The organism is Bradyrhizobium sp. ISRA442 (assembly GCF_038085055.1).
In the GTDB taxonomy this organism is placed as follows: Bacteria; Pseudomonadota; Alphaproteobacteria; order Rhizobiales; family Xanthobacteraceae; genus Bradyrhizobium.
The window spans coordinates 25,262-41,019 of record NZ_JALGCN010000027.1; the positions used below are offsets into that span (position 1 = coordinate 25,262).

Below are 15,758 nucleotides of genomic sequence, written 5' to 3' on the forward strand. Positions count from 1 at the left end.
ACGGTGCGTGACGCCAGATCGTCCGCCAAGAGCGGCTGAATTCCAAGTCGCTGGGGTAGGGAAGGAGAATCAAATGGCGTTCATCTTCATCACCGGCAGCACCGACGGGCTCGGCCGCGCGGCGGCCCAGTCTCTTATTGGCGACGGTCATCGAGTGGTGCTGCATGCCCGATCGGCGGATCGCGCCGCGAGCATCGGCGAGCTCGCCTCGCGTGCCTCAGGAGTCGCGGTCGGCGATCTCCGCAGCGCGGCCGATGTCCGAAGCATCGCGGATCAGGTCAACGCAATCGGTCGCACGGATGCGATCATCCACAACGCGGGCATCTACACGGAAGGGAGCCGCGGCTCGACACCGGAAGGTCACGCCGGCGTCCTGGCGATAAACGCGCTTGCGCCGTATATCCTGGCGGCGCTGATCCAACGTCCCGATCGGCTGGTGTATCTCAGCAGCGGCCTGCATCGCAGCGGCGAAGGTTCGCTGGACGATCTTGACTGGAAGAAGCGGAGCTGGGGTCCAGCAAAGGCCTACGCTGAAAGCAAGCTGCACGTAGTCGCTCTCGCATTCGCGCTGGCGCGACGCTGGCCTCAAGTCTTGAGCAACGCGGTCGATTCCGGCTGGGCGCGCACGAAGATGGGCGGCCCAGGAGCGCCGGTGGATCTCGATACCGGACAGCGGACCCAGACCTGGCTGGCCGTAAGCGAGGAGCCGGCCGCGATGGTCAGCGGCCGCTACTGGCACCACCTCCGGCAAGAGCAGCCGGTGAGTGAGACCGCCGATCCGAAATTCCAGGACCGGCTCATCGTCAGGTTGGGCGAACTGACGGGTGTGGCACTTCCTTGAGGACTCGGCCGCGGCCAGCGTCAGCGCGTCGCCGTCCCCGGATTCCTACGGTCGCATCGACGCCGGATCGTTTACGATCTGCGGCTATATTTCTGTCCGATGGACATCGAGTACGACCCCGGGCGCGAAGCAATTGCGGCGATGAAAACCGCCTCCGAAGCCGATGGAGCCGAGCGGCAACGCTGGATTGGCGTGGCGACAGCGTGGCAGGAAATCGCTCGCATGCGGCAGTCCTCAATATCAGGTGTCGGCACCGAAGAGATGGCCTAGCCGGAATCCGGCGGGCACTCTGGGCAGGTGTCGCCAATCGAGTCGAGAACGTCGCGAATCTCGGCGACAGCTTCATCGGCGGAGATGCCAGCCGGCGGATCCCGACGGGCGATGGCGAAGGCGCGCTCCCGGGCATGCGGGTCAGCCCGGTCCTGCATCCAGCCGTGCTCATCGCACTCGCGAATGGCGCCAGCTTCCTGGAGCACGGAGATCGCCCAGCCTCGCAGCGTCCGCATTGCGGGCCGGCTTTCCCTGAACATCAGCATGAGATCGCTCCTGACCGGGGACGATTCCTTGCCGACCGCGCCCGTTCCGGGCTGCTAACACAGACCAGGGATTCAGAATTGCCGTAGCTCCGGCTTGTCCACCTGTTCCGCGGGCCTGTGCACAGCCTTAGGCGGCGAGCGCGGGGCCTTCCTTTTCGCCGGTTGCGACGATCTTGAGCGTGCCATCCGGAAGCGGGCGCTGCAGCGCCTCGGCCTCATCCCAGGGCGCGCGCATCTAGACATCGTGCTCCTCGGCATCGCCTTCGGGTGGACGCGCTTGACCTCTGCGTTCGGATCGCAGGTCTGCAAACGGCTGGGGAAGCATTTGGCGTCATTTCTTCAAGATGAATCCCATTTCTCGCGCCATCCGTCTTACTGAGCCAGTATGCCGGTGAAGAGCTGAGGCAATTTCCGCAGCACCGAACCGCCGGCGTATCATCGCCGAAAACTTGTTGCGTTCGATGTTCATTCCTTCGACTTCGATGATTTCATGCTAAAATCTTTCAAGCTGTCGGAGGCGGGCGATATTGCGAAATTTACGGCTGGCCATCCTGGTTCAGTCCCTAAAGGCAGGAAACCCAGTCGTGGGTCTTTAAAAGGAGGCATACTTCGGTCGCGCCCGGTGTATGCTTGTCCGCATGGCCGTGGTCCCGTTGCAAGCCAATCCGAAGCCCTTGCGGGCGTCCGCTGCCATAGCGGCAGCGGCGATCGTGCTCGGGGTCGCGCATTTCTGGATCTCGCCCAGCTCGCCGATCGCAATCTTCGCCATTGATGGCGACACGGTGCGACATCAGGGACGGATCTACCGGCTCGTAGGCTTCGATACAGCGACAGATACTGATGTTCGGACGAGCGGCACCGCGCTGAACCTGCGACAAATCACGCGCCACTAATCGCCGCCGGCGAATCCCGCTGCAGCGGGCCGCCTGCGTATTCAAGCGGTGAAGAGGGCGCCTCTCGTTGCAACTACGGCAGACTATGCGACTCGCTTGCTGTCGGCGGCCGTGACGTCGGTCAAATCCTGATCGGGCGAGGGGTTCGCGCGCTTACATCTCTAGCTGCACGCGCTGTCCGCCGCGGCAGCGGTGGTGCGGCTAGGCCAAAGTGTGTGGTGTGATGAGACCCGCTCCATCGCTGGGGCTGGGGGCTGAATAGCGATGGAGCGGGCGACGGAGCTTCGTTCGCACGAGCGCTGGAAATCGATCGAAGTCCCGACCCGCTGAATTTGCAATCGTGATTCGGGCCTGTTGGCGGCCGATGCATGGCGCCATTCGTTCAAGCCGATGCTGCTCGCCATAGTGCTTTTGAAATTCCGCAAGTGTTGCAGCCAAGCAATTTTCAAAACCGGATATTTGCCTCAGTCCGACAACAGCCGGTTGGTTCGACCAGCGAAAGACTGGCTAGGCTCGGCACACGTTTCGACGGGGGCAGTGTGCCCGAGCCGCCGACCGTCATAGCTCGCACCTATTGCGGGATGAGTCCGGTTTACTTGATCCAGTGCTTTGCCGACCACCACGGCAAATCGCGATGCTTGGAAACGAGGCTCAAGGCCCATCCACCAGGCTGCTCCGAGGGGCGGCACCGTCGAAGTGCGCCAGCACCCTTCGTTACCGCGTCAGATGTCTCAGGAAAGCCTCGCAGGCATTCTCGGCTTCGGTGAAGGTATTGAACGGGGATCCAGCGATTTTGATTGCCGGCTTGTTCAGGTGGATCGGCCGCCATGAAGCAATGAAGCCAGGCTGCCCGTGGAGCCCGGGACCAGTGCGGCTTTCATTGCTAATCACAAACGAAAACCCGCTGCTGCTTGCCATCCAGATTTCAAGCTCATCCAGCGGAGTATCCATGCGAGTAAAGTGCAGGGCCATATCACCCTCCACACTCTTGCTCGTCAGAAAGTGCCACGGGTGCAGGCCGGGCGCATTTACCTGCGTAGCGTTCGGACATCACAACCATCGATGAGGAAGGCCCGTCGGTTCACCGCTGGCTGTTCTACATGTCTCGAAATAGAACGCTGCCGGGCTCGAAATACATGTCCCGGCAGCGTTTTCTTCTCAAACTGAGCTCTGAAATCCCAGTTGGATTTAGCAAGGGTCATGCCACGGGTTTGTGACACGCCGGTTCACGCTGGCGGGCGCAGCAACCCCCAGCGCTCTGATCCGCAATGGGATTGGCAGCCGGGAGCATTGGGGCTAGAAGCGCTAGCCGTGCCACGTTCGCTCTTAAGTTCAATGGTAGAAGCTCGCACTCCGGTAGTTGTCCGGACTCCATTTTCGGAAAGGGGTGTTCTACTAAAAGAACACCGGCGAGATTTGAGCACCAATTTCTAATTTGTCCGGGATGGCCGCAGTGGGGGCTGGAACCACGCTGCGGCTTTTCCCATTTGCGCCGCCGCTCATATTGTATTTGCCCGTCGAATCCGCTGCTGGCTGCTCCCGCGTCATCAGAGTTCTTCCGGCGGTAGCTTCGCGAGCAAGGTGGGGCCAATTGCGTTCAACGATTCATGGATCCAGTCCGGCCCGTTGGGGACCTGCTTGCCGGAGGTCGCGAGGCAGAGCTCGTACGTCTTACGCATGGGCCCAAAAGATAGGCACTCGAACGGGATTTTACGAATCTACTGAAGTTCCTGTCCGGAACAGTGCTGAAGCGAACAGAACAACGCGATGAGTTGAGTAGCCTGTTTTCGCTTGGCCCTTGCTAGCCCGAGGACCAAGCTTCCTCCAGCGGGCCCCGGCCTTTCCGGTCCGACTCCCCTCAAAGGCCGGGGTTGTTTTTGCGGGCCATCGAAATCGATGAAGGAATCCCCCAATTGAAGAGCGGCTTACCTTTCGAGGCGCCTGCTCTCGTGCGCGGCCTTGATTTCGAGGCCACGATTGATCCGATTACGACGAAACCGATCGTCGTCAATATCAGAGGCATCTCAGTCGTGGTTCTGGTTCTCCCAAATCGTTTGAGAGGCGCTCAACGTCCTGTTCCTGCAAAAGTTGGGTTTGACGTGGCGAGCACCTTTCGGGGCCTCCATGGTGTCACGGCCGTCTCGGTCTAGCTGAGCTACCAGCTCCTCTTGCCGGCCAAGAAGCTGCCTGCTTTGCACAGCGTGACGCTCAGCGATGGCCAGGTGATGCCCCAGCATGGCGCGGTCCATGCCGCATTGTACAGTTTCTTGCCCGACGTGGGGTCGTTTGGTTAGGAACGAGGGCTCCCGCAGCCAGTTCAACGATCAGTCTTGCGGCCCATCCTTTCGCAAGACGTGTCGCCCACTAGGCCCCAGTCCCACCGGCTGGGGCCGATTTATCTACTCAGTGAGCAAATTTTGGCCCGGCGCCAGCAGCCGCACGTAGGTCCCGCTCTCGTGCATCTCGAGCCAGCCTTTTTCGAGGGCGTACTTGATGCCGGCGCCGAACTCCGGCCCGCTGGCCTTGAGAGTGTACAGGAATGGCGCGTTGATTTTCTCGATGTGAATGCGGCCGTCCTGGACGGCCTCGATGCCGGTGGCGATCTCGACCAGTTTGCGCGCTGCGGCTTCCGGGTTGGCAAATGGACGTTCGGCTGTGAGCTTCATGAGCGAGCCCCATCGCGATTCGGGCTGGGGACGGTGCTCATTCCCTGCGCTTCACGTCGGGAAGAAACCGCTCCGGCATCTCCGGGAGACGTCGACAGGATCGCCGGGATCGATCTGATTGCAAATGGGGCAAGCCATTCCCGCGTCGCCGCATATGCAGGCGGGCGGGCCCCTGTCCCTGTCCGGAAGACTACTGCCATGGCGCTCGTTGGGTGGGCTTGAAGCGCCGGCCGATCGGCAAAATCATTGAGGCTGGCCGCCAGATTGGGACGCTTGGCCGCCGCCGAAGCCGGAGGTATTGCCGCCGCCGCAACCGCAACCTCGGCAGCCAGCGCAGCCGCAACCTCGGCAGCCTCGGCAGCCGCAACCACGACAGCCGCATGGTCGCATCCTCCGTAAGTTCTTTTTGTGAAAAACGCTTGGCAAGCGTGCGCTCGGCTAAACCGGCGCGCATCGGCTCGCTGATCATGAGGGGCGTGACGCTTTACAAGGAGTGGCCGCAGTGAGGTTTGACGTGTCTCAGACCGCGGCGAAGCAGGATTTCCTTCAGCGAGAGCGGCACCTCATCGCGATCCGCAGAGCTGATGCAGCGTCTCTGCGATCTTGTCGCTGACATCGCGACCAGCGCTATCGCTGGTGTTGAAGGCGACGATTAGAAAGGGTTTTTGCTGCACTGGGCAGCGGCCGCCTCGCACCGATCTCTGTGAAGCTGGTAGATCAGTTCTTCAATGAATCAGTTAGCACTCACGACTAAGATTCTCAGATGCGGTGCCTCGCTTTATAGTCCACCTGGTCGCGCCTCCCAGTACGTAGGCGTGCCATAGTACTGGTGGGTGCGCGTTTCCCAGTCTCGATCCTGCCACGAGTCATCACTGAACTCAGGCGCGTCCCTCAGCTGTTGCTCGGTGATATTGGTTCGAAAACCGCGAAGCGACGTATCATAGGTCAGAGCCCCCCAGGGAATGGGGTAGTGGCTGTGGCCCAACCCAACAAATCCGCCAAAGCTCATAACGGCATAAGCCACGCGACCTGACACTTTGTCGATGATGAGGTGATCAATCTCACCGATGTTCTTTCCATCTGCTCCATAAACCTCGGTTCCTTGAATGTCTTCGCTTGAGATGCATTGATGATCCGGATGGGCTGTTGCACGGGCCATGGCTTCGTCTCCCCTCACAAGTGGATTTTGTCAGCTTAACTCGGCCGCTACGCGGGCGTTCCTGGCTTCGGAAAACATGTCGTGGCGCCAACCATAAGCCTATCGTTGCCGACATCGCTTCCGACAACGTCCGGTATGGCGAAGAACCTGCGCCAAGGTCACAATCCATTCAACCAGCTAGCCGAAGTTGTCCTTGAGACTCCGTTGGTCGAGATATGTTCGCCTTCTGGTAGAAGGCGAACGGGCAAAGACGATGATCAAGAGGAATAGGCCGCCAACTGAAGCCGCCTTATTTTAGGTGGACGATTTTAAGCCCGTGAACTCAGCCACTCGTGAATGTTGGCGCTGCTCGCGCGCGTCAGGAACGGAAGGCCCCTACTTTTGTTCAATCGTCCAGAGTCCATCTGAGGAGAAGGGCTATGATTACGAACAGACTTGTGATCTTGGGCGCGGTGCTCGCCTTCAGCGCCACCTCCGTGTATGCCGGTCCCTGCAACACGGCGAGCCGCGATGCAGGGTCAGGAAAGGTCCCGGGCTATACCGGACAAACTACTGGTTCCACAGCAACTGATTCCAAGGAGCATCCGCCGACATCTTCGATGAGCAAAGCCTCGGAGCATACCGCAACGTCGTCGGAAGACGCGCAGCGGCAGATGCAGAGCCAGCCCACCGCTGCCGAGCAATCAACGGCGGCCCAGCCCGCACCCTCCACGCAGCAACCGGATAGGACGGCAGGCACGGTCGAGCAGACCCGTCCCGCACCCACTGAACAATCAAAGAAGGCGACGGCCGGTGCGGCCGAGCCCGCACCGTCTGAGCAAAAGGTGACGGCGGCCGAGCAGGACTGCGAGTAAGTGCGGCGGTCAATGGTTTCGAGGGGCGCATATCGAGCGCTAGCTGAACGTCTGAGACTCGCGACCGGCCTCAATAGGAATCTCGAAGCCGGCGATGAAACGTTCCGCCACGGGTATCCTCGCTCGACCCGTATACCGGTGCCAGCGCCCCGCCCGACGGAGAGTCCGAGGAAGCACGACGAGGGAGGCTGGAACAGCACGAGATCGAAGCGCTCGACCTGCCTGATACCGGGATCGGCACGGTGATCTGGGCGTTAGGCGAAAGTTACGATTTCAGTCGGACGAGCTGCAGTGTCTTCGATGCGCGTGGCGCGCCGCTTCAGAAATTGCGGCGCGACAAGCGGGCCGGGACTCTACTTTCTCGGCCTGGCTGGGATGCACAAGGTAAAATCGTCGTTTCTTTGGGCGTTGGCGAAGACGCCGAGTTTCTCGCAAACCGTATCGAGTCGCGCTCCTGATCCTCTGCCTTGAGCATCTCGGGCGACGCTTCGCCGGTCGGCTTTGGGTTTAGGAGCAAAGAAGATATTAGCTTCGATGCGTCACGTCCCCGGGGTTTATGGCTATCTCGCGCTCGCACAGCAGGATCAGCGTCTCACGCGCCGACAGGTTTGCGCGCGCCGCCTCGTCGAGCAGGTTGCTCGAGCTGGTCGCGGATGCCAGAGAGCTGCAATCGCGCCAGCATGGCGTCGAGCCGATCGATTGGTGCTTCGGTAGCCTTCTTTGTGCGCGCCATCAGAAGCTCCCTCCGATCGCTGCTTCGTATTCGGCAAGAGGACGCAACAACGAGGGCAGTGGCGCCGGCACTGTCGGTGTCGCGGTTGCCGGTCGGCAGACCGTGCCATTGCGACCTGCAACGCCGTCGAGGTGGGCGGAATCGACGATCCGCAGCCGGCGACCTTCCGATTGCTTGTGGACTGCAACCTCGCGCATGCCGTGGCGGATGCGCACCTCGCCGGCCGCAACCGTCACCGCCACGCGCTCGCCGATCAGCCGCCACGGCACCGAGTAGCTGTTCGTGTCGATCTCGAGGCACAATCGTTGCCGAACGACGGTTGCCCGCCGAGCGGTCTCAACCGGTGTGCTTCGTCACGCGCAAAGCGGGCGATCGGCGCCTCGCCGGTCGTGCCGTGGATACGCACGTTTGCCACCTCACGCTCCCACTCGGCGAGATGCGCCTCAAATACCTCCCAGCTGGCGAAGGAATGCCCCGCGATCGCGTTCTTCTTCACGTAGCCGACGCCATTCTCCGTCTTGCCCTTCGTGCGCGCCCGATTCGGCGCGCAGGCGCGAGGACGGAAGCCCCAATGCTTCGCAAACGCGATCAGCTTGTCGCTGAACCGACCGGCTCACCGCGTCATGGCGCACGACGAACGCACGTGGATTGTCCGTCAGCACTTCCTCCGGCACGCCGCCGAAGGTCGTGAATGCACTCTCGAGCCCGGCGAACAGGCTTTGAGCAAGCTCGCAACCACTCGGCCTTGCCAGGGCCAAGCATCCACAAGCGGGCCCCGGCCTTCAACCCAGCTCCCCGCCCCACAGGCCGGAGCCGCCTCACTCGGGCGCTCGTCACGGGCCGCTCGATAGGTTGGTCAGCTGTTAGGGTTGTCGAAGCGATGGTCGTCCTTAGCATTCGCCTCTTGGGCCCGTCGCTTCGCGCGAAGAACTCGCTCCAAGGGAAAAGGTACACCACCTCGCGTGCTTTGTGCCGAACTGAATCTATCGAGCGCTTGAGCATCACGGACGTGCGGTACGGCGAAACACCTTTGTGAACCAAGCTCTGTAAGAGCTCGATTTGCTCGGGCGTCTATTTGCGAACTGTCGCGTGGCGCATACGGAAGAAATGAAGCACTCGTTTAGAAGTTCCAAATGACGGGGGCGAGCCTCGGTCCTTCGGCGCTCGTCTAGGTCTTCGACGGGACCTGCTTAGCGCGGCGCGCGAGATCATCGTAAGCCTCTGCCACCTTGCGCAGGCTCTACTTGGTCTGGCGACGCTCGCATTATCCGCCTTGGCACGGAATTCTTCGGCGCGCATCTGCTAGTATTCGCTGGGTGTCAGTTTCCTTGGGAGTCCTCCATGGCGGGCTGATTAAACAACCCGAATCCTATAGGGTTCGAGCGTAATAGGTCCTGTCCTAATTAGTTAGGCCGTAAACCCATAAAGACCGAGATTGGGGTAGCGGGCCTGTTTGCGATCGGAAGGGACAGGCCGCCGTCAGAGGGCGCTATTTCAGCGGCAAAAACAGTTCCGCGGCGGTCTCATGCTCCGGCACCTCGGGAAGAAGCTCAGCCGCGGCAATAGATCGGGAAGTCGCGTGCTTCCTCATCGTGATAGAGGTAGAGCGCGGCGGGCTCCAGATTGTCGGTGCTGCCAACGACGCGCAGCACCGCGCAGCGTCAGCCAGGGATCTCGTCGGCTTTGATCTCTTCGCCGTTCGCCTCGATCGTTTGGTCGTCCCGACACAAAGGTCCAAGCCAGACGCATAGTGCGCGGCCGGATGGAAGAGGGGATTGAGATCGCCGGTATCGTGTTGGCATTGGTCATCGATTTCCTCCCTTTACGCTCCTTTCCTCGGGACGATTTGCCGTGGGTTCGGGCGGCGGCGACCGCCGCCCGTGATGGTCTTTACTGCTTATTGATCGCGATGCGTTTGACGCCCGCTCGCGGCTTTTCAGCTTTCGGCAGCGAGATCGTCAGGACGCCGTTGTTGAACGACGCCTCGGCCTTGTCCTCCTCGACGTCTTCGAGCGCGATCTGCCGCTGGAACGAGCCGTAGTAGCGCTCGGTGAAGTATTTGCCTTCGTCGTTGCGCTCGCTCTTCTTCTCGCCGCAGATGGTCAGGACCCCATTCGCGATTTCGATCTCGACGTCCTTCTCCGTCAAACCGGGAAGTTCGGCCGAGATCGTCAGCATCTTGTCGGTCTCGCTGAGCTCGATCTTGGGCCAGCCGAATTGCCCTTCCGTGAACGGCGACAGGCCTGTGCCGCCGAAGCCGCGGAAGACGTGGTCGAACAGGCGGTTCATCTCGCGATGAAGCGTCATGAACGGATCGTAGTTGCCGCGCGTCGGCGCCAGGTCCTGATTGCGCGACCGGGGAATGAGATCTCGAATTGCCATGGTTGTTCTCCTGCATGCGGAAGGGAACGCGGCCGCGCTCGCGCGCGCCGCGTTCCCGCTCAGAAGCTCGACCAAGCGTCAGGCCGCCTTCTGCTCGATCTGTGCCGAGGCCGAGGCGCCGCCTCCGATCTGGATCCGGCGCGGCTTCATGGCCTCCGGCACCTCGCGGACGAGATCGATGATCAACAGTCCGTCGCGGAAGGCCGCCTCCTTCACCTGGACGTAGTCGGCGAGGTTGAACACGCGCCGGAACGGACGCGCGGCGATGCCCTGGTACAGGAACTCGCCGGCGGCTTTCTCGGGCTTCCTGCCCTCGATGGTGAGCGCGTTCTGCTCGGCCGTCACGGCGATGTCGTCGGCGCCGAAGCCGGCGACGGCGAGCGAGATCCGGTAATGGTCCTCGCTGGTGCGTTCGATGTTGTACGGGGGATAATGGTCTTCGCTCGCCTGGCGCAGCGTGCTGTCGACGAGATCGGCCAGGTGGTCGAAGCCGATGGTGGAGCGCCACAGGGGCGCGAAGTCAAACGTGGTCCTCATAACCAAGTTCTCCAAAGAGCAAGATGGATACGAAGGAGCGCAGGAGTGGGGTTTCAGAAGGGTCCGAAGACACCGATCCCGGCGCCCGGGCCGGACCCGCGAAGGCGCCCGGCACACCGCTCTCGCGGCGAAAAATGAGTTAGAAAAAAGGGAAGCCGGTTCAAGAGGGCGGTCGCAAAAAATTTTGCAACGATCCCAGCACCGCTCGTCGTCCCCCCAGCGCCGCCTTTCCGATGGATTCGGAGATGCGGCGAGAGGCGTCTTGACAGAGGATCGCCCACGAATATTTTTTTTCGCCGGGAAGTTCTCTTTCCCAGTTTTTCAACATCCAAAAGGACCGTGACGACCGTCAGGAGTGGCGACGATGCTCGACGAAGATCTGGCCCGCATTCGTGCGCACCGCAACAACATCCACCGCTATCGACGGCTGCTTCGAACGAAGCTGTCGGAGCTGGAACGTCAGTTTATCGAAAGACGCCTCGCCGAGGAGCAGACAGCGCTCCAGGCACTCGCCAGCGAAACCTTTCCGGTCGCATTCCCCCTTCCGAAAGCCGATCCCGCCAGCTTGGAGGCGAAGCCATGAGCGACGTTCGCGAGCTGCTCATCCGTGGCAGCGAGAAAGTCATCGGACACTACCGGCTCCTTCTCGCGAGCGCAAAACCGAACCTGAGCGCGAACTCTATCGAAAGCCGCATCGAGCGAGAGCAGCGGCTGCTGGACGGGCGGCTTCTCGGATCGGTTCGCGGCGTAAGGCCGGGCACGGGCTGCTCGGCGCTTCGCTGCCGCTTGCCGCCTCGTTCACTTCCCATGGTGGCGTCTGTCCCCCGGAGCAGCGTCCCCGGCAGTATCCTTCTGCAAAGCCCCTCGCGCCGATGCTGCTCGACACCGCCATCGCCCAGCTCCGCAACGTCGCCGCGCCGCCCGGGCCACAAGCGCCGTAGAGCCTCTATGGCCGCTGAGGCCGCGGCGGGTCCGTCCTGTCGAGCGGATGCGCTACCCAAGCGCTCGGCGTCTTCGAGAAGCACTGGAAACTTTCACCTGAAAAGGAGTTGCCGGCAGACGATGTTTCGGTGACCGGAGCTCGAGAAGTGGCCGATGAAGTCTCGCTAAAAAAGGCCGTAGACACCGCTTGGTCCGTGTACCGGGCGACCCATGATGGTGTCGATGCAGCGGACAGCCGTCGTTGCCTGCTCGAGCGCCATCTGCACGGGAGATGGCAGGCGCGTGAAGGTGATGTCGAAGAGCTGGCGAGCTTTGGACTAGCTTATCTCGCGCGACTTTCCGAGGACGAATGTTGAGGCGGATGGAAGGGTTGGTCGGACGGATCGCGGCCGAAAGCGCGCGGCCGGATTGGACGCTGCTTGCCGTTTCGTATCTCCTTTCCGGAGCGATCGTGCTGGTTCTTCGATCGGTTTTAGGGGCTTAGCGGGTAGGCTCCGATGCGCATCGCCCAACTCGCTCCCTTGGCCGAAAGCGTCCCCCTCCCAGGCTTTACGGCGGCACGGAGCGGGTGGTCGCCTGGCTGGTCGAGAACTCGTCGAGCTGGGGCATGACGTCACCCTCTTTGCGAGCGGGGATTCCCGGACGCGCGGCAAGCTTCATCCGGTGTGGCCTCACGCGCTGCGCCTCGAACGGAAACGCACCGATCCGAATGCGGCTTGCGCGCTGCTGCTGGAGGCGATTTCCAAACGGGCGAAGGAGTTCGACGTGATCCACGCGCACATCGACTGGCTGCATCTCCCGCTGCTCGGCCGGTTAGGCGTGCCCTTTCTCACGACCATACACGGGCGGCTCGATCTGCGGGGACTGCCCAGCGTGGTTCGGCAATTTCCTGACGCCAGCTTCGTATCGATTTCCGGCCACCAGCGCCTGCCGCTTCCTGACGCGAATTGGTGCGGCACGATCCAGCACAGGCTGCCCGTCGACCTGTTCGGCCGTCGTACGGACAAGGATCATACCTGACCTTTCTCGGGCGCCTTGCGGCGGAGAAAGGTCCGGAAGATGCCATCCGCATCGCGCGCGGCGCGGGAAAGCCGCTGCGCATCCCGCGCGCCGAGACCGCTTACTTCAAAAAGCGCCTGGAGCCTCACATCGACGGCGAGGGAGTGCAGCTCGTCGGTGAGGTCGACGAGGCGAGGAAGCAGCCCTTCCTCGCGCAGGCAGCAGCCCTACTGTTCCCGATCGACTGGCCGGAGCCGTTCGGTCTGTTGCTGATTGAGGCCATGGCGGCTCGGGCTCTGTGCCGGAGGTGATCGACGACGGGGTAACCGGTTTCATCGTTGACAGCGAGGAGAAGGCCGTCAGCGCCGTGCTGATCGCCGTGGGCACCGAGCGCGAGCAGGATCTGCAACCGTCGGTAACGTGAAAGGATTCGGGAGAACTGGGCGCGGCAAATAGAAACGGCCCGTCCGAGCAATCGGACGAGCCGTTTCAGAGCGAGCTTTTATTCGCTCAATGCATGTGAACTAATCAATAGCCGACGCCGCCGATGACGATCACCGCGGGAACGACCCACAACAGCAATACGGGCACCGTTAGTCCTCCTCCTCAAGTCGTCAGTCGTCACTCTTTCCTCAGGGTCGGCATCGGCCCGGACGAAATCCTTACTGTTCGGTGCAGACCTTGGTGGTCTTGACGGCGGATTCGGCTTCCGTCTTGGTCTTGTATGTGCGTCTGAAAAACCGGCGAGCGCTGGAAGATATGCGAGAACTTCGGCGGCAGTTGTTGGGTACGCTAAAATCCACATCTGGCATCGATCCGCGTCAATCGCGAGAGGTTGTTCTAGAGGATCTGCGAGTGATCGAAGACGACCCGAGCAGCTTCGGCCGCCATCCGGGACGGCACCCGAGAACGAGTGGCGTTGAACGGCTGGGCGAAATCAAAGCGCGGCAGTGGGCAAATTGGTTTGGCGACTTCCTCAGCGTCGACGTAAAAACGCCGCCCGCTTAAATGAAGCGCAGGCGGCGGCTTACCAGCCCCGAGAAGGAATGCAAATCCCGGTAAAGTTAGTCTGACGATCTAGGCAATGGTTCAGCCGGTGGGGCAGATTGGGATACGCCGAATTGAGTGCCTCTTTCGGGCAATCATCATTCTCAGTCGGGCGGCGTAGAGTCTGACGGCCTCCGGGCTCAAGCTCCCCAGCCCCGGTCCGGAGCGCAGGCGGCCTCGCCATGTGTAACGGCGTTGGCGGGGCCGCTGCCCCGCAGACATAAGAAGGCCGCCAACCGAGGAGGCCTTAATCGTCCCACATGAGTTCGCCACACTGGCATTGATAGAGGCGAACAGTCTTGCCCTTCCGGGTATCGAGTACGGATTGGGTTAGGCGGGGGAAGGCGGCACAGGCGGGGCAGCGCGGCTGTTGGTCCTGTGTCTGCTGCGCTGGCAGCTTTTCCTGGTGATGCGCAGTCATTTGCTCAAGCCTCTCAACGAGAGGGCTAAGCGCAAAGATGTACATTCGTTCCAAAGCGAACAGAACTACCCTTTTGGCGGCTCGGGATGGCAAACCTTGGGACGGGAGATTGAGGAGTTCTCGGGCGGATGCAAGCTAGCTACCGCTAACCAGATTGAAAAAGATCGCGGCAGATGAACTTCAAGAACTTGGTGTGAAAGAGCCGCCAACAAGGCGGCCTTACTTCCCATTATCCCTGATGTGGGCTGCGAGCTTATCAAGCTGGGTCGCCAGACCGACAAGACTTCTGGCAATATTCATCAGCATCGCCGCGCGTTCCTTGGAAACTTCAGCCTGTTGCGCCATGGATTTGTATTCGTCGGCGAGTGCTAGGCACTGTGAAGGGGTGAGCATTGCAAGATGCTCCGACAGGACATTGTATCAATTTAAAGCACCGCGCGGCGCCGTGCATGCCCTCACGTCTCCAATAACCAGTACCGGCCAACCACAGGATAAGACAAACCGAGAACACACGACGCCTTTGTTACCTACAAAGGTCTATGAACAGAGTTGGGCGTAGCGAACAGATCGCGGCGAAAGGGCGGCGCTACTCCAACGGGTCAAATTAGGCCACTCCGTTTAGGCCACTAGGGGTTAACCTAAGCCACTGCCCAAATGCCTGTAGGAACAAGGCAAGCACAAAGAACAAATAGCGGCCCCGGCATCCAGTCGGGCTGCTTTTGTTATTGTTCGCGTTTAGTCGCGGACTAAAGTCGAGCGAGTCGTACGCCGACAATCACGACTGTCAGCACTAGAGCACCGAGTGCAAGGATTTGCATTGCAAACGCCGCGTTGATGAACTTAGGCGCGTGGTTCTCGAATTCGCTCTTAAGGTGCGGTCTTGCCGACGAGGGGAGATAGAAGACTGAGAGGCAGGCATAGCCCAAGATCGCCGCCAGAAGACCCGCGCATGCGATCGCGATAACTGCGCCGATTCCGTGAGTCTGAGGAACGGCAGCATGTTCTCTCGGTGAAGCAGGCGACTAATGCCCCAGCATGGCCCACTAGAAGGAGATTCGCATTCTTGAAGTGCTGTTCGAAATGGATTTTCCAAATCTCGTCTAGCTGTTCGGAGTAGGTTTGTTTGTCGTTCGGCATAGTCGTCTCACTTTCCGCGGGCTTGTTCTGTTTGATTCCGGCCGGTACATACGCCCTCGGCGGCCACTTCCGAAACTGAACGCCCATTCCTGCACGATGTTCTCGATCGCCGAGAACACGCGCGACTGCGACTGCTCTAGGTCATTGGCACAGCAGATCGCCTCGGCGTTGCGGCCGCCGTAGAGGAGTGTTGCCGTCAACGTCAGGATGGCGGCGAATGCGGTCTTGCCGCTTTTCTTCGGCGCGCTGTAGGTCAATTCCGGATAGATCGCGCGGCCGGTCTCATCGAGGTTGAAGGCGTGCTCGAGGAAAGCGATTTCAGCAGGCAGCAGCTCAAAGTGTCGGCTGGTCGCCGGATCACCGGGCGCAGGATCGCGCAGCACCGCGTTGATGAAGGCGATCGGGTCGGGCTGGGTCATGTCCGCCTCGCGTGAAGCCCGAGCAAGTCGCGAAGCAGCGGTGCCTCAGTCGGATTCGGCATCCTCTTGAGCTTCAAGTCGCCGTTCCCGGCGACGTCCAAAACAGCGAGGCCGAGAAGTTAACGGACCAGGGCCGCGCTGGAGCGTTGCCGGAGGATGACTAGCAGTTCGCCGCGGTGAGGCCGGACCTCG

General features: G+C 61.0%; 18 protein-coding genes and 3 pseudogenes. 9 read left to right on the forward strand and 12 right to left on the reverse strand.

Annotation, left to right across the window (positions count from 1 at the left end):
- Positions 1–73: 73 nt before the first annotated feature.
- A complete protein-coding gene (locus MTR72_RS34750; RefSeq protein WP_280966490.1) occupies positions 74–841 on the forward strand; it encodes an SDR family NAD(P)-dependent oxidoreductase in 768 nt (255 codons plus the stop codon).
- 99 nt (positions 842–940) lie between these two features.
- Positions 941–1,111, forward strand: a complete 171-nt coding sequence (locus MTR72_RS34755; RefSeq protein ID WP_280985386.1) for a hypothetical protein — start codon at positions 941–943, stop codon at positions 1,109–1,111.
- On the opposite strand, the gene MTR72_RS34760 is transcribed toward MTR72_RS34755, so the two are convergent.
- Positions 1,108–1,377, reverse strand: coding sequence for a hypothetical protein (locus tag MTR72_RS34760; RefSeq protein ID WP_280966489.1), 270 nt, complete (start codon positions 1,375–1,377; stop codon positions 1,108–1,110). The genes MTR72_RS34755 and MTR72_RS34760 overlap by 4 nt on opposite strands.
- A gap of 638 nt (positions 1,378–2,015) precedes the next feature.
- On the opposite strand from MTR72_RS34760, the gene MTR72_RS34770 reads away from it, so the two are divergent.
- Positions 2,016–2,270, forward strand: coding sequence for a hypothetical protein (locus tag MTR72_RS34770; RefSeq protein ID WP_280971403.1), 255 nt, complete (start codon positions 2,016–2,018; stop codon positions 2,268–2,270).
- Between the two features lie 714 nt (positions 2,271–2,984).
- Here the strand turns inward: MTR72_RS34770 and MTR72_RS34775 are convergent.
- The 3 genes from MTR72_RS34775 to MTR72_RS34785 all read right to left on the reverse strand — a co-directional run bounded on the left by MTR72_RS34775 (position 2,985) and on the right by MTR72_RS34785 (position 4,936).
- Entirely contained in the window at positions 2,985–3,242 is a 258-nt protein-coding gene (locus tag MTR72_RS34775) for a hypothetical protein (protein ID WP_280966487.1), read from the reverse strand.
- A 423-nt stretch (positions 3,243–3,665) separates the two neighbouring features.
- Positions 3,666–3,818: a hypothetical protein gene (locus MTR72_RS34780; protein WP_280966486.1), complete on the reverse strand. Its 153-nt coding sequence runs from the start codon at positions 3,816–3,818 to the stop codon at positions 3,666–3,668.
- An 851-nt stretch (positions 3,819–4,669) separates the two neighbouring features.
- A complete protein-coding gene (locus MTR72_RS34785) occupies positions 4,670–4,936 on the reverse strand; it encodes a hypothetical protein (protein ID WP_280966485.1) in 267 nt (88 codons plus the stop codon).
- Between the two features lie 218 nt (positions 4,937–5,154).
- Between MTR72_RS34785 and MTR72_RS34790 the strand changes: the two genes are divergently transcribed.
- Positions 5,155–5,442, forward strand: coding sequence for a hypothetical protein (locus MTR72_RS34790; protein WP_280966484.1), 288 nt, complete (start codon positions 5,155–5,157; stop codon positions 5,440–5,442).
- Between the two features lie 272 nt (positions 5,443–5,714).
- On the opposite strand, the gene MTR72_RS34795 is transcribed toward MTR72_RS34790, so the two are convergent.
- Positions 5,715–6,095 (reverse strand): PRC-barrel domain-containing protein, encoded by a 381-nt coding sequence (locus MTR72_RS34795; protein WP_280966483.1) that lies wholly within the window; start codon positions 6,093–6,095, stop codon positions 5,715–5,717.
- Positions 6,096–6,514: 419 nt separating this feature from the next.
- On the opposite strand from MTR72_RS34795, the gene MTR72_RS34800 reads away from it, so the two are divergent.
- Positions 6,515–6,949 carry a hypothetical protein gene (locus tag MTR72_RS34800; RefSeq protein ID WP_280966482.1) on the forward strand — a complete coding sequence of 145 codons (435 nt, stop codon included), beginning with the start codon at positions 6,515–6,517 and terminating at the stop codon, positions 6,947–6,949.
- Positions 6,950–7,541: 592 nt separating this feature from the next.
- On the opposite strand, the gene MTR72_RS34805 is transcribed toward MTR72_RS34800, so the two are convergent.
- From MTR72_RS34805 to MTR72_RS34825, 5 genes and pseudogenes are all read right to left on the reverse strand, one after another.
- Positions 7,542–7,682 carry a hypothetical protein gene (locus MTR72_RS34805; protein ID WP_280966481.1) on the reverse strand — a complete coding sequence of 47 codons (141 nt, stop codon included), beginning with the start codon at positions 7,680–7,682 and terminating at the stop codon, positions 7,542–7,544.
- Positions 7,682–8,431, reverse strand: a pseudogene (locus MTR72_RS34810) (Mu transposase domain-containing protein); the annotation flags it as partial. The pseudogene MTR72_RS34810 and the gene MTR72_RS34805, both read right to left, overlap by 1 nt.
- A 740-nt stretch (positions 8,432–9,171) precedes the next feature.
- A pseudogene (locus MTR72_RS34815) lies at positions 9,172–9,420 on the reverse strand (GyrI-like domain-containing protein); the annotation flags it as partial.
- A gap of 152 nt (positions 9,421–9,572) precedes the next feature.
- The gene (locus tag MTR72_RS34820; RefSeq protein ID WP_280966480.1) at positions 9,573–10,064 is read right to left on the reverse strand and encodes an Hsp20/alpha crystallin family protein; all 492 of its coding nucleotides are present in this window, start codon (positions 10,062–10,064) and stop codon (positions 9,573–9,575) included.
- Between the two features lie 78 nt (positions 10,065–10,142).
- Positions 10,143–10,601, reverse strand: a complete 459-nt coding sequence (locus MTR72_RS34825) for an Hsp20 family protein (protein WP_280966479.1) — start codon at positions 10,599–10,601, stop codon at positions 10,143–10,145.
- A gap of 364 nt (positions 10,602–10,965) precedes the next feature.
- Here MTR72_RS34825 and MTR72_RS34830 point away from each other — a divergent pair, with 364 nt between their 5' ends.
- The 4 genes and pseudogenes from MTR72_RS34830 (at position 10,966) to MTR72_RS34845 (ending at position 13,550) form a co-directional block, all read left to right on the forward strand.
- Positions 10,966–11,184 (forward strand): hypothetical protein, encoded by a 219-nt coding sequence (locus tag MTR72_RS34830; RefSeq protein WP_280966478.1) that lies wholly within the window; start codon positions 10,966–10,968, stop codon positions 11,182–11,184.
- A 505-nt stretch (positions 11,185–11,689) separates the two neighbouring features.
- Positions 11,690–11,899, forward strand: a complete 210-nt coding sequence (locus tag MTR72_RS34835; protein WP_280966477.1) for a hypothetical protein — start codon at positions 11,690–11,692, stop codon at positions 11,897–11,899.
- A 141-nt stretch (positions 11,900–12,040) separates the two neighbouring features.
- A pseudogene (locus tag MTR72_RS34840) lies at positions 12,041–12,912 on the forward strand (glycosyltransferase family 4 protein); the annotation flags it as partial.
- Between the two features lie 485 nt (positions 12,913–13,397).
- Positions 13,398–13,550, forward strand: a complete 153-nt coding sequence (locus MTR72_RS34845; RefSeq protein WP_341511984.1) for a hypothetical protein — start codon at positions 13,398–13,400, stop codon at positions 13,548–13,550.
- Between the two features lie 679 nt (positions 13,551–14,229).
- Here MTR72_RS34845 and MTR72_RS34850 read toward each other — a convergent pair.
- Together MTR72_RS34850 and MTR72_RS34855 are read right to left on the reverse strand one after the other, a co-directional pair.
- On the reverse strand, positions 14,230–14,403 hold the full coding sequence (locus MTR72_RS34850; RefSeq protein ID WP_280966475.1) for a hypothetical protein: 174 nt from the start codon (positions 14,401–14,403) through the stop codon (positions 14,230–14,232).
- Between the two features lie 707 nt (positions 14,404–15,110).
- Complete coding sequence (locus MTR72_RS34855) at positions 15,111–15,566, reverse strand: hypothetical protein (protein ID WP_280966474.1); 456 nt, start codon at positions 15,564–15,566, stop codon at positions 15,111–15,113.
- Between the last annotated feature and the right edge of the window lie 192 nt (positions 15,567–15,758).

Coding starts and splice junctions, on each gene's coding strand:
- MTR72_RS34750 (WP_280966490.1), top strand. CDS start 74: ATGGCGTTCATCTTCATCACCGGCAGCACCGACGGGCTCGGCCGCGCG.
- MTR72_RS34755 (WP_280985386.1), top strand. CDS start 941: ATGGACATCGAGTACGACCCCGGGCGCGAAGCAATTGCGGCGATGAAA.
- MTR72_RS34760 (WP_280966489.1), bottom strand. CDS start 1,377: ATGCTGATGTTCAGGGAAAGCCGGCCCGCAATGCGGACGCTGCGAGGC.
- MTR72_RS34770 (WP_280971403.1), top strand. CDS start 2,016: ATGGCCGTGGTCCCGTTGCAAGCCAATCCGAAGCCCTTGCGGGCGTCC.
- MTR72_RS34775 (WP_280966487.1), bottom strand. CDS start 3,242: ATGGCCCTGCACTTTACTCGCATGGATACTCCGCTGGATGAGCTTGAA.
- MTR72_RS34780 (WP_280966486.1), bottom strand. CDS start 3,818: ATGACGCGGGAGCAGCCAGCAGCGGATTCGACGGGCAAATACAATATG.
- MTR72_RS34785 (WP_280966485.1), bottom strand. CDS start 4,936: ATGAAGCTCACAGCCGAACGTCCATTTGCCAACCCGGAAGCCGCAGCG.
- MTR72_RS34795 (WP_280966483.1), bottom strand. CDS start 6,095: ATGGCCCGTGCAACAGCCCATCCGGATCATCAATGCATCTCAAGCGAA.
- MTR72_RS34800 (WP_280966482.1), top strand. CDS start 6,515: ATGATTACGAACAGACTTGTGATCTTGGGCGCGGTGCTCGCCTTCAGC.
- MTR72_RS34805 (WP_280966481.1), bottom strand. CDS start 7,682: ATGGCGCGCACAAAGAAGGCTACCGAAGCACCAATCGATCGGCTCGAC.
- MTR72_RS34820 (WP_280966480.1), bottom strand. CDS start 10,064: ATGGCAATTCGAGATCTCATTCCCCGGTCGCGCAATCAGGACCTGGCG.
- MTR72_RS34825 (WP_280966479.1), bottom strand. CDS start 10,601: ATGAGGACCACGTTTGACTTCGCGCCCCTGTGGCGCTCCACCATCGGC.
- MTR72_RS34830 (WP_280966478.1), top strand. CDS start 10,966: ATGCTCGACGAAGATCTGGCCCGCATTCGTGCGCACCGCAACAACATC.
- MTR72_RS34850 (WP_280966475.1), bottom strand. CDS start 14,403: ATGCTCACCCCTTCACAGTGCCTAGCACTCGCCGACGAATACAAATCC.
- MTR72_RS34855 (WP_280966474.1), bottom strand. CDS start 15,566: ATGACCCAGCCCGACCCGATCGCCTTCATCAACGCGGTGCTGCGCGAT.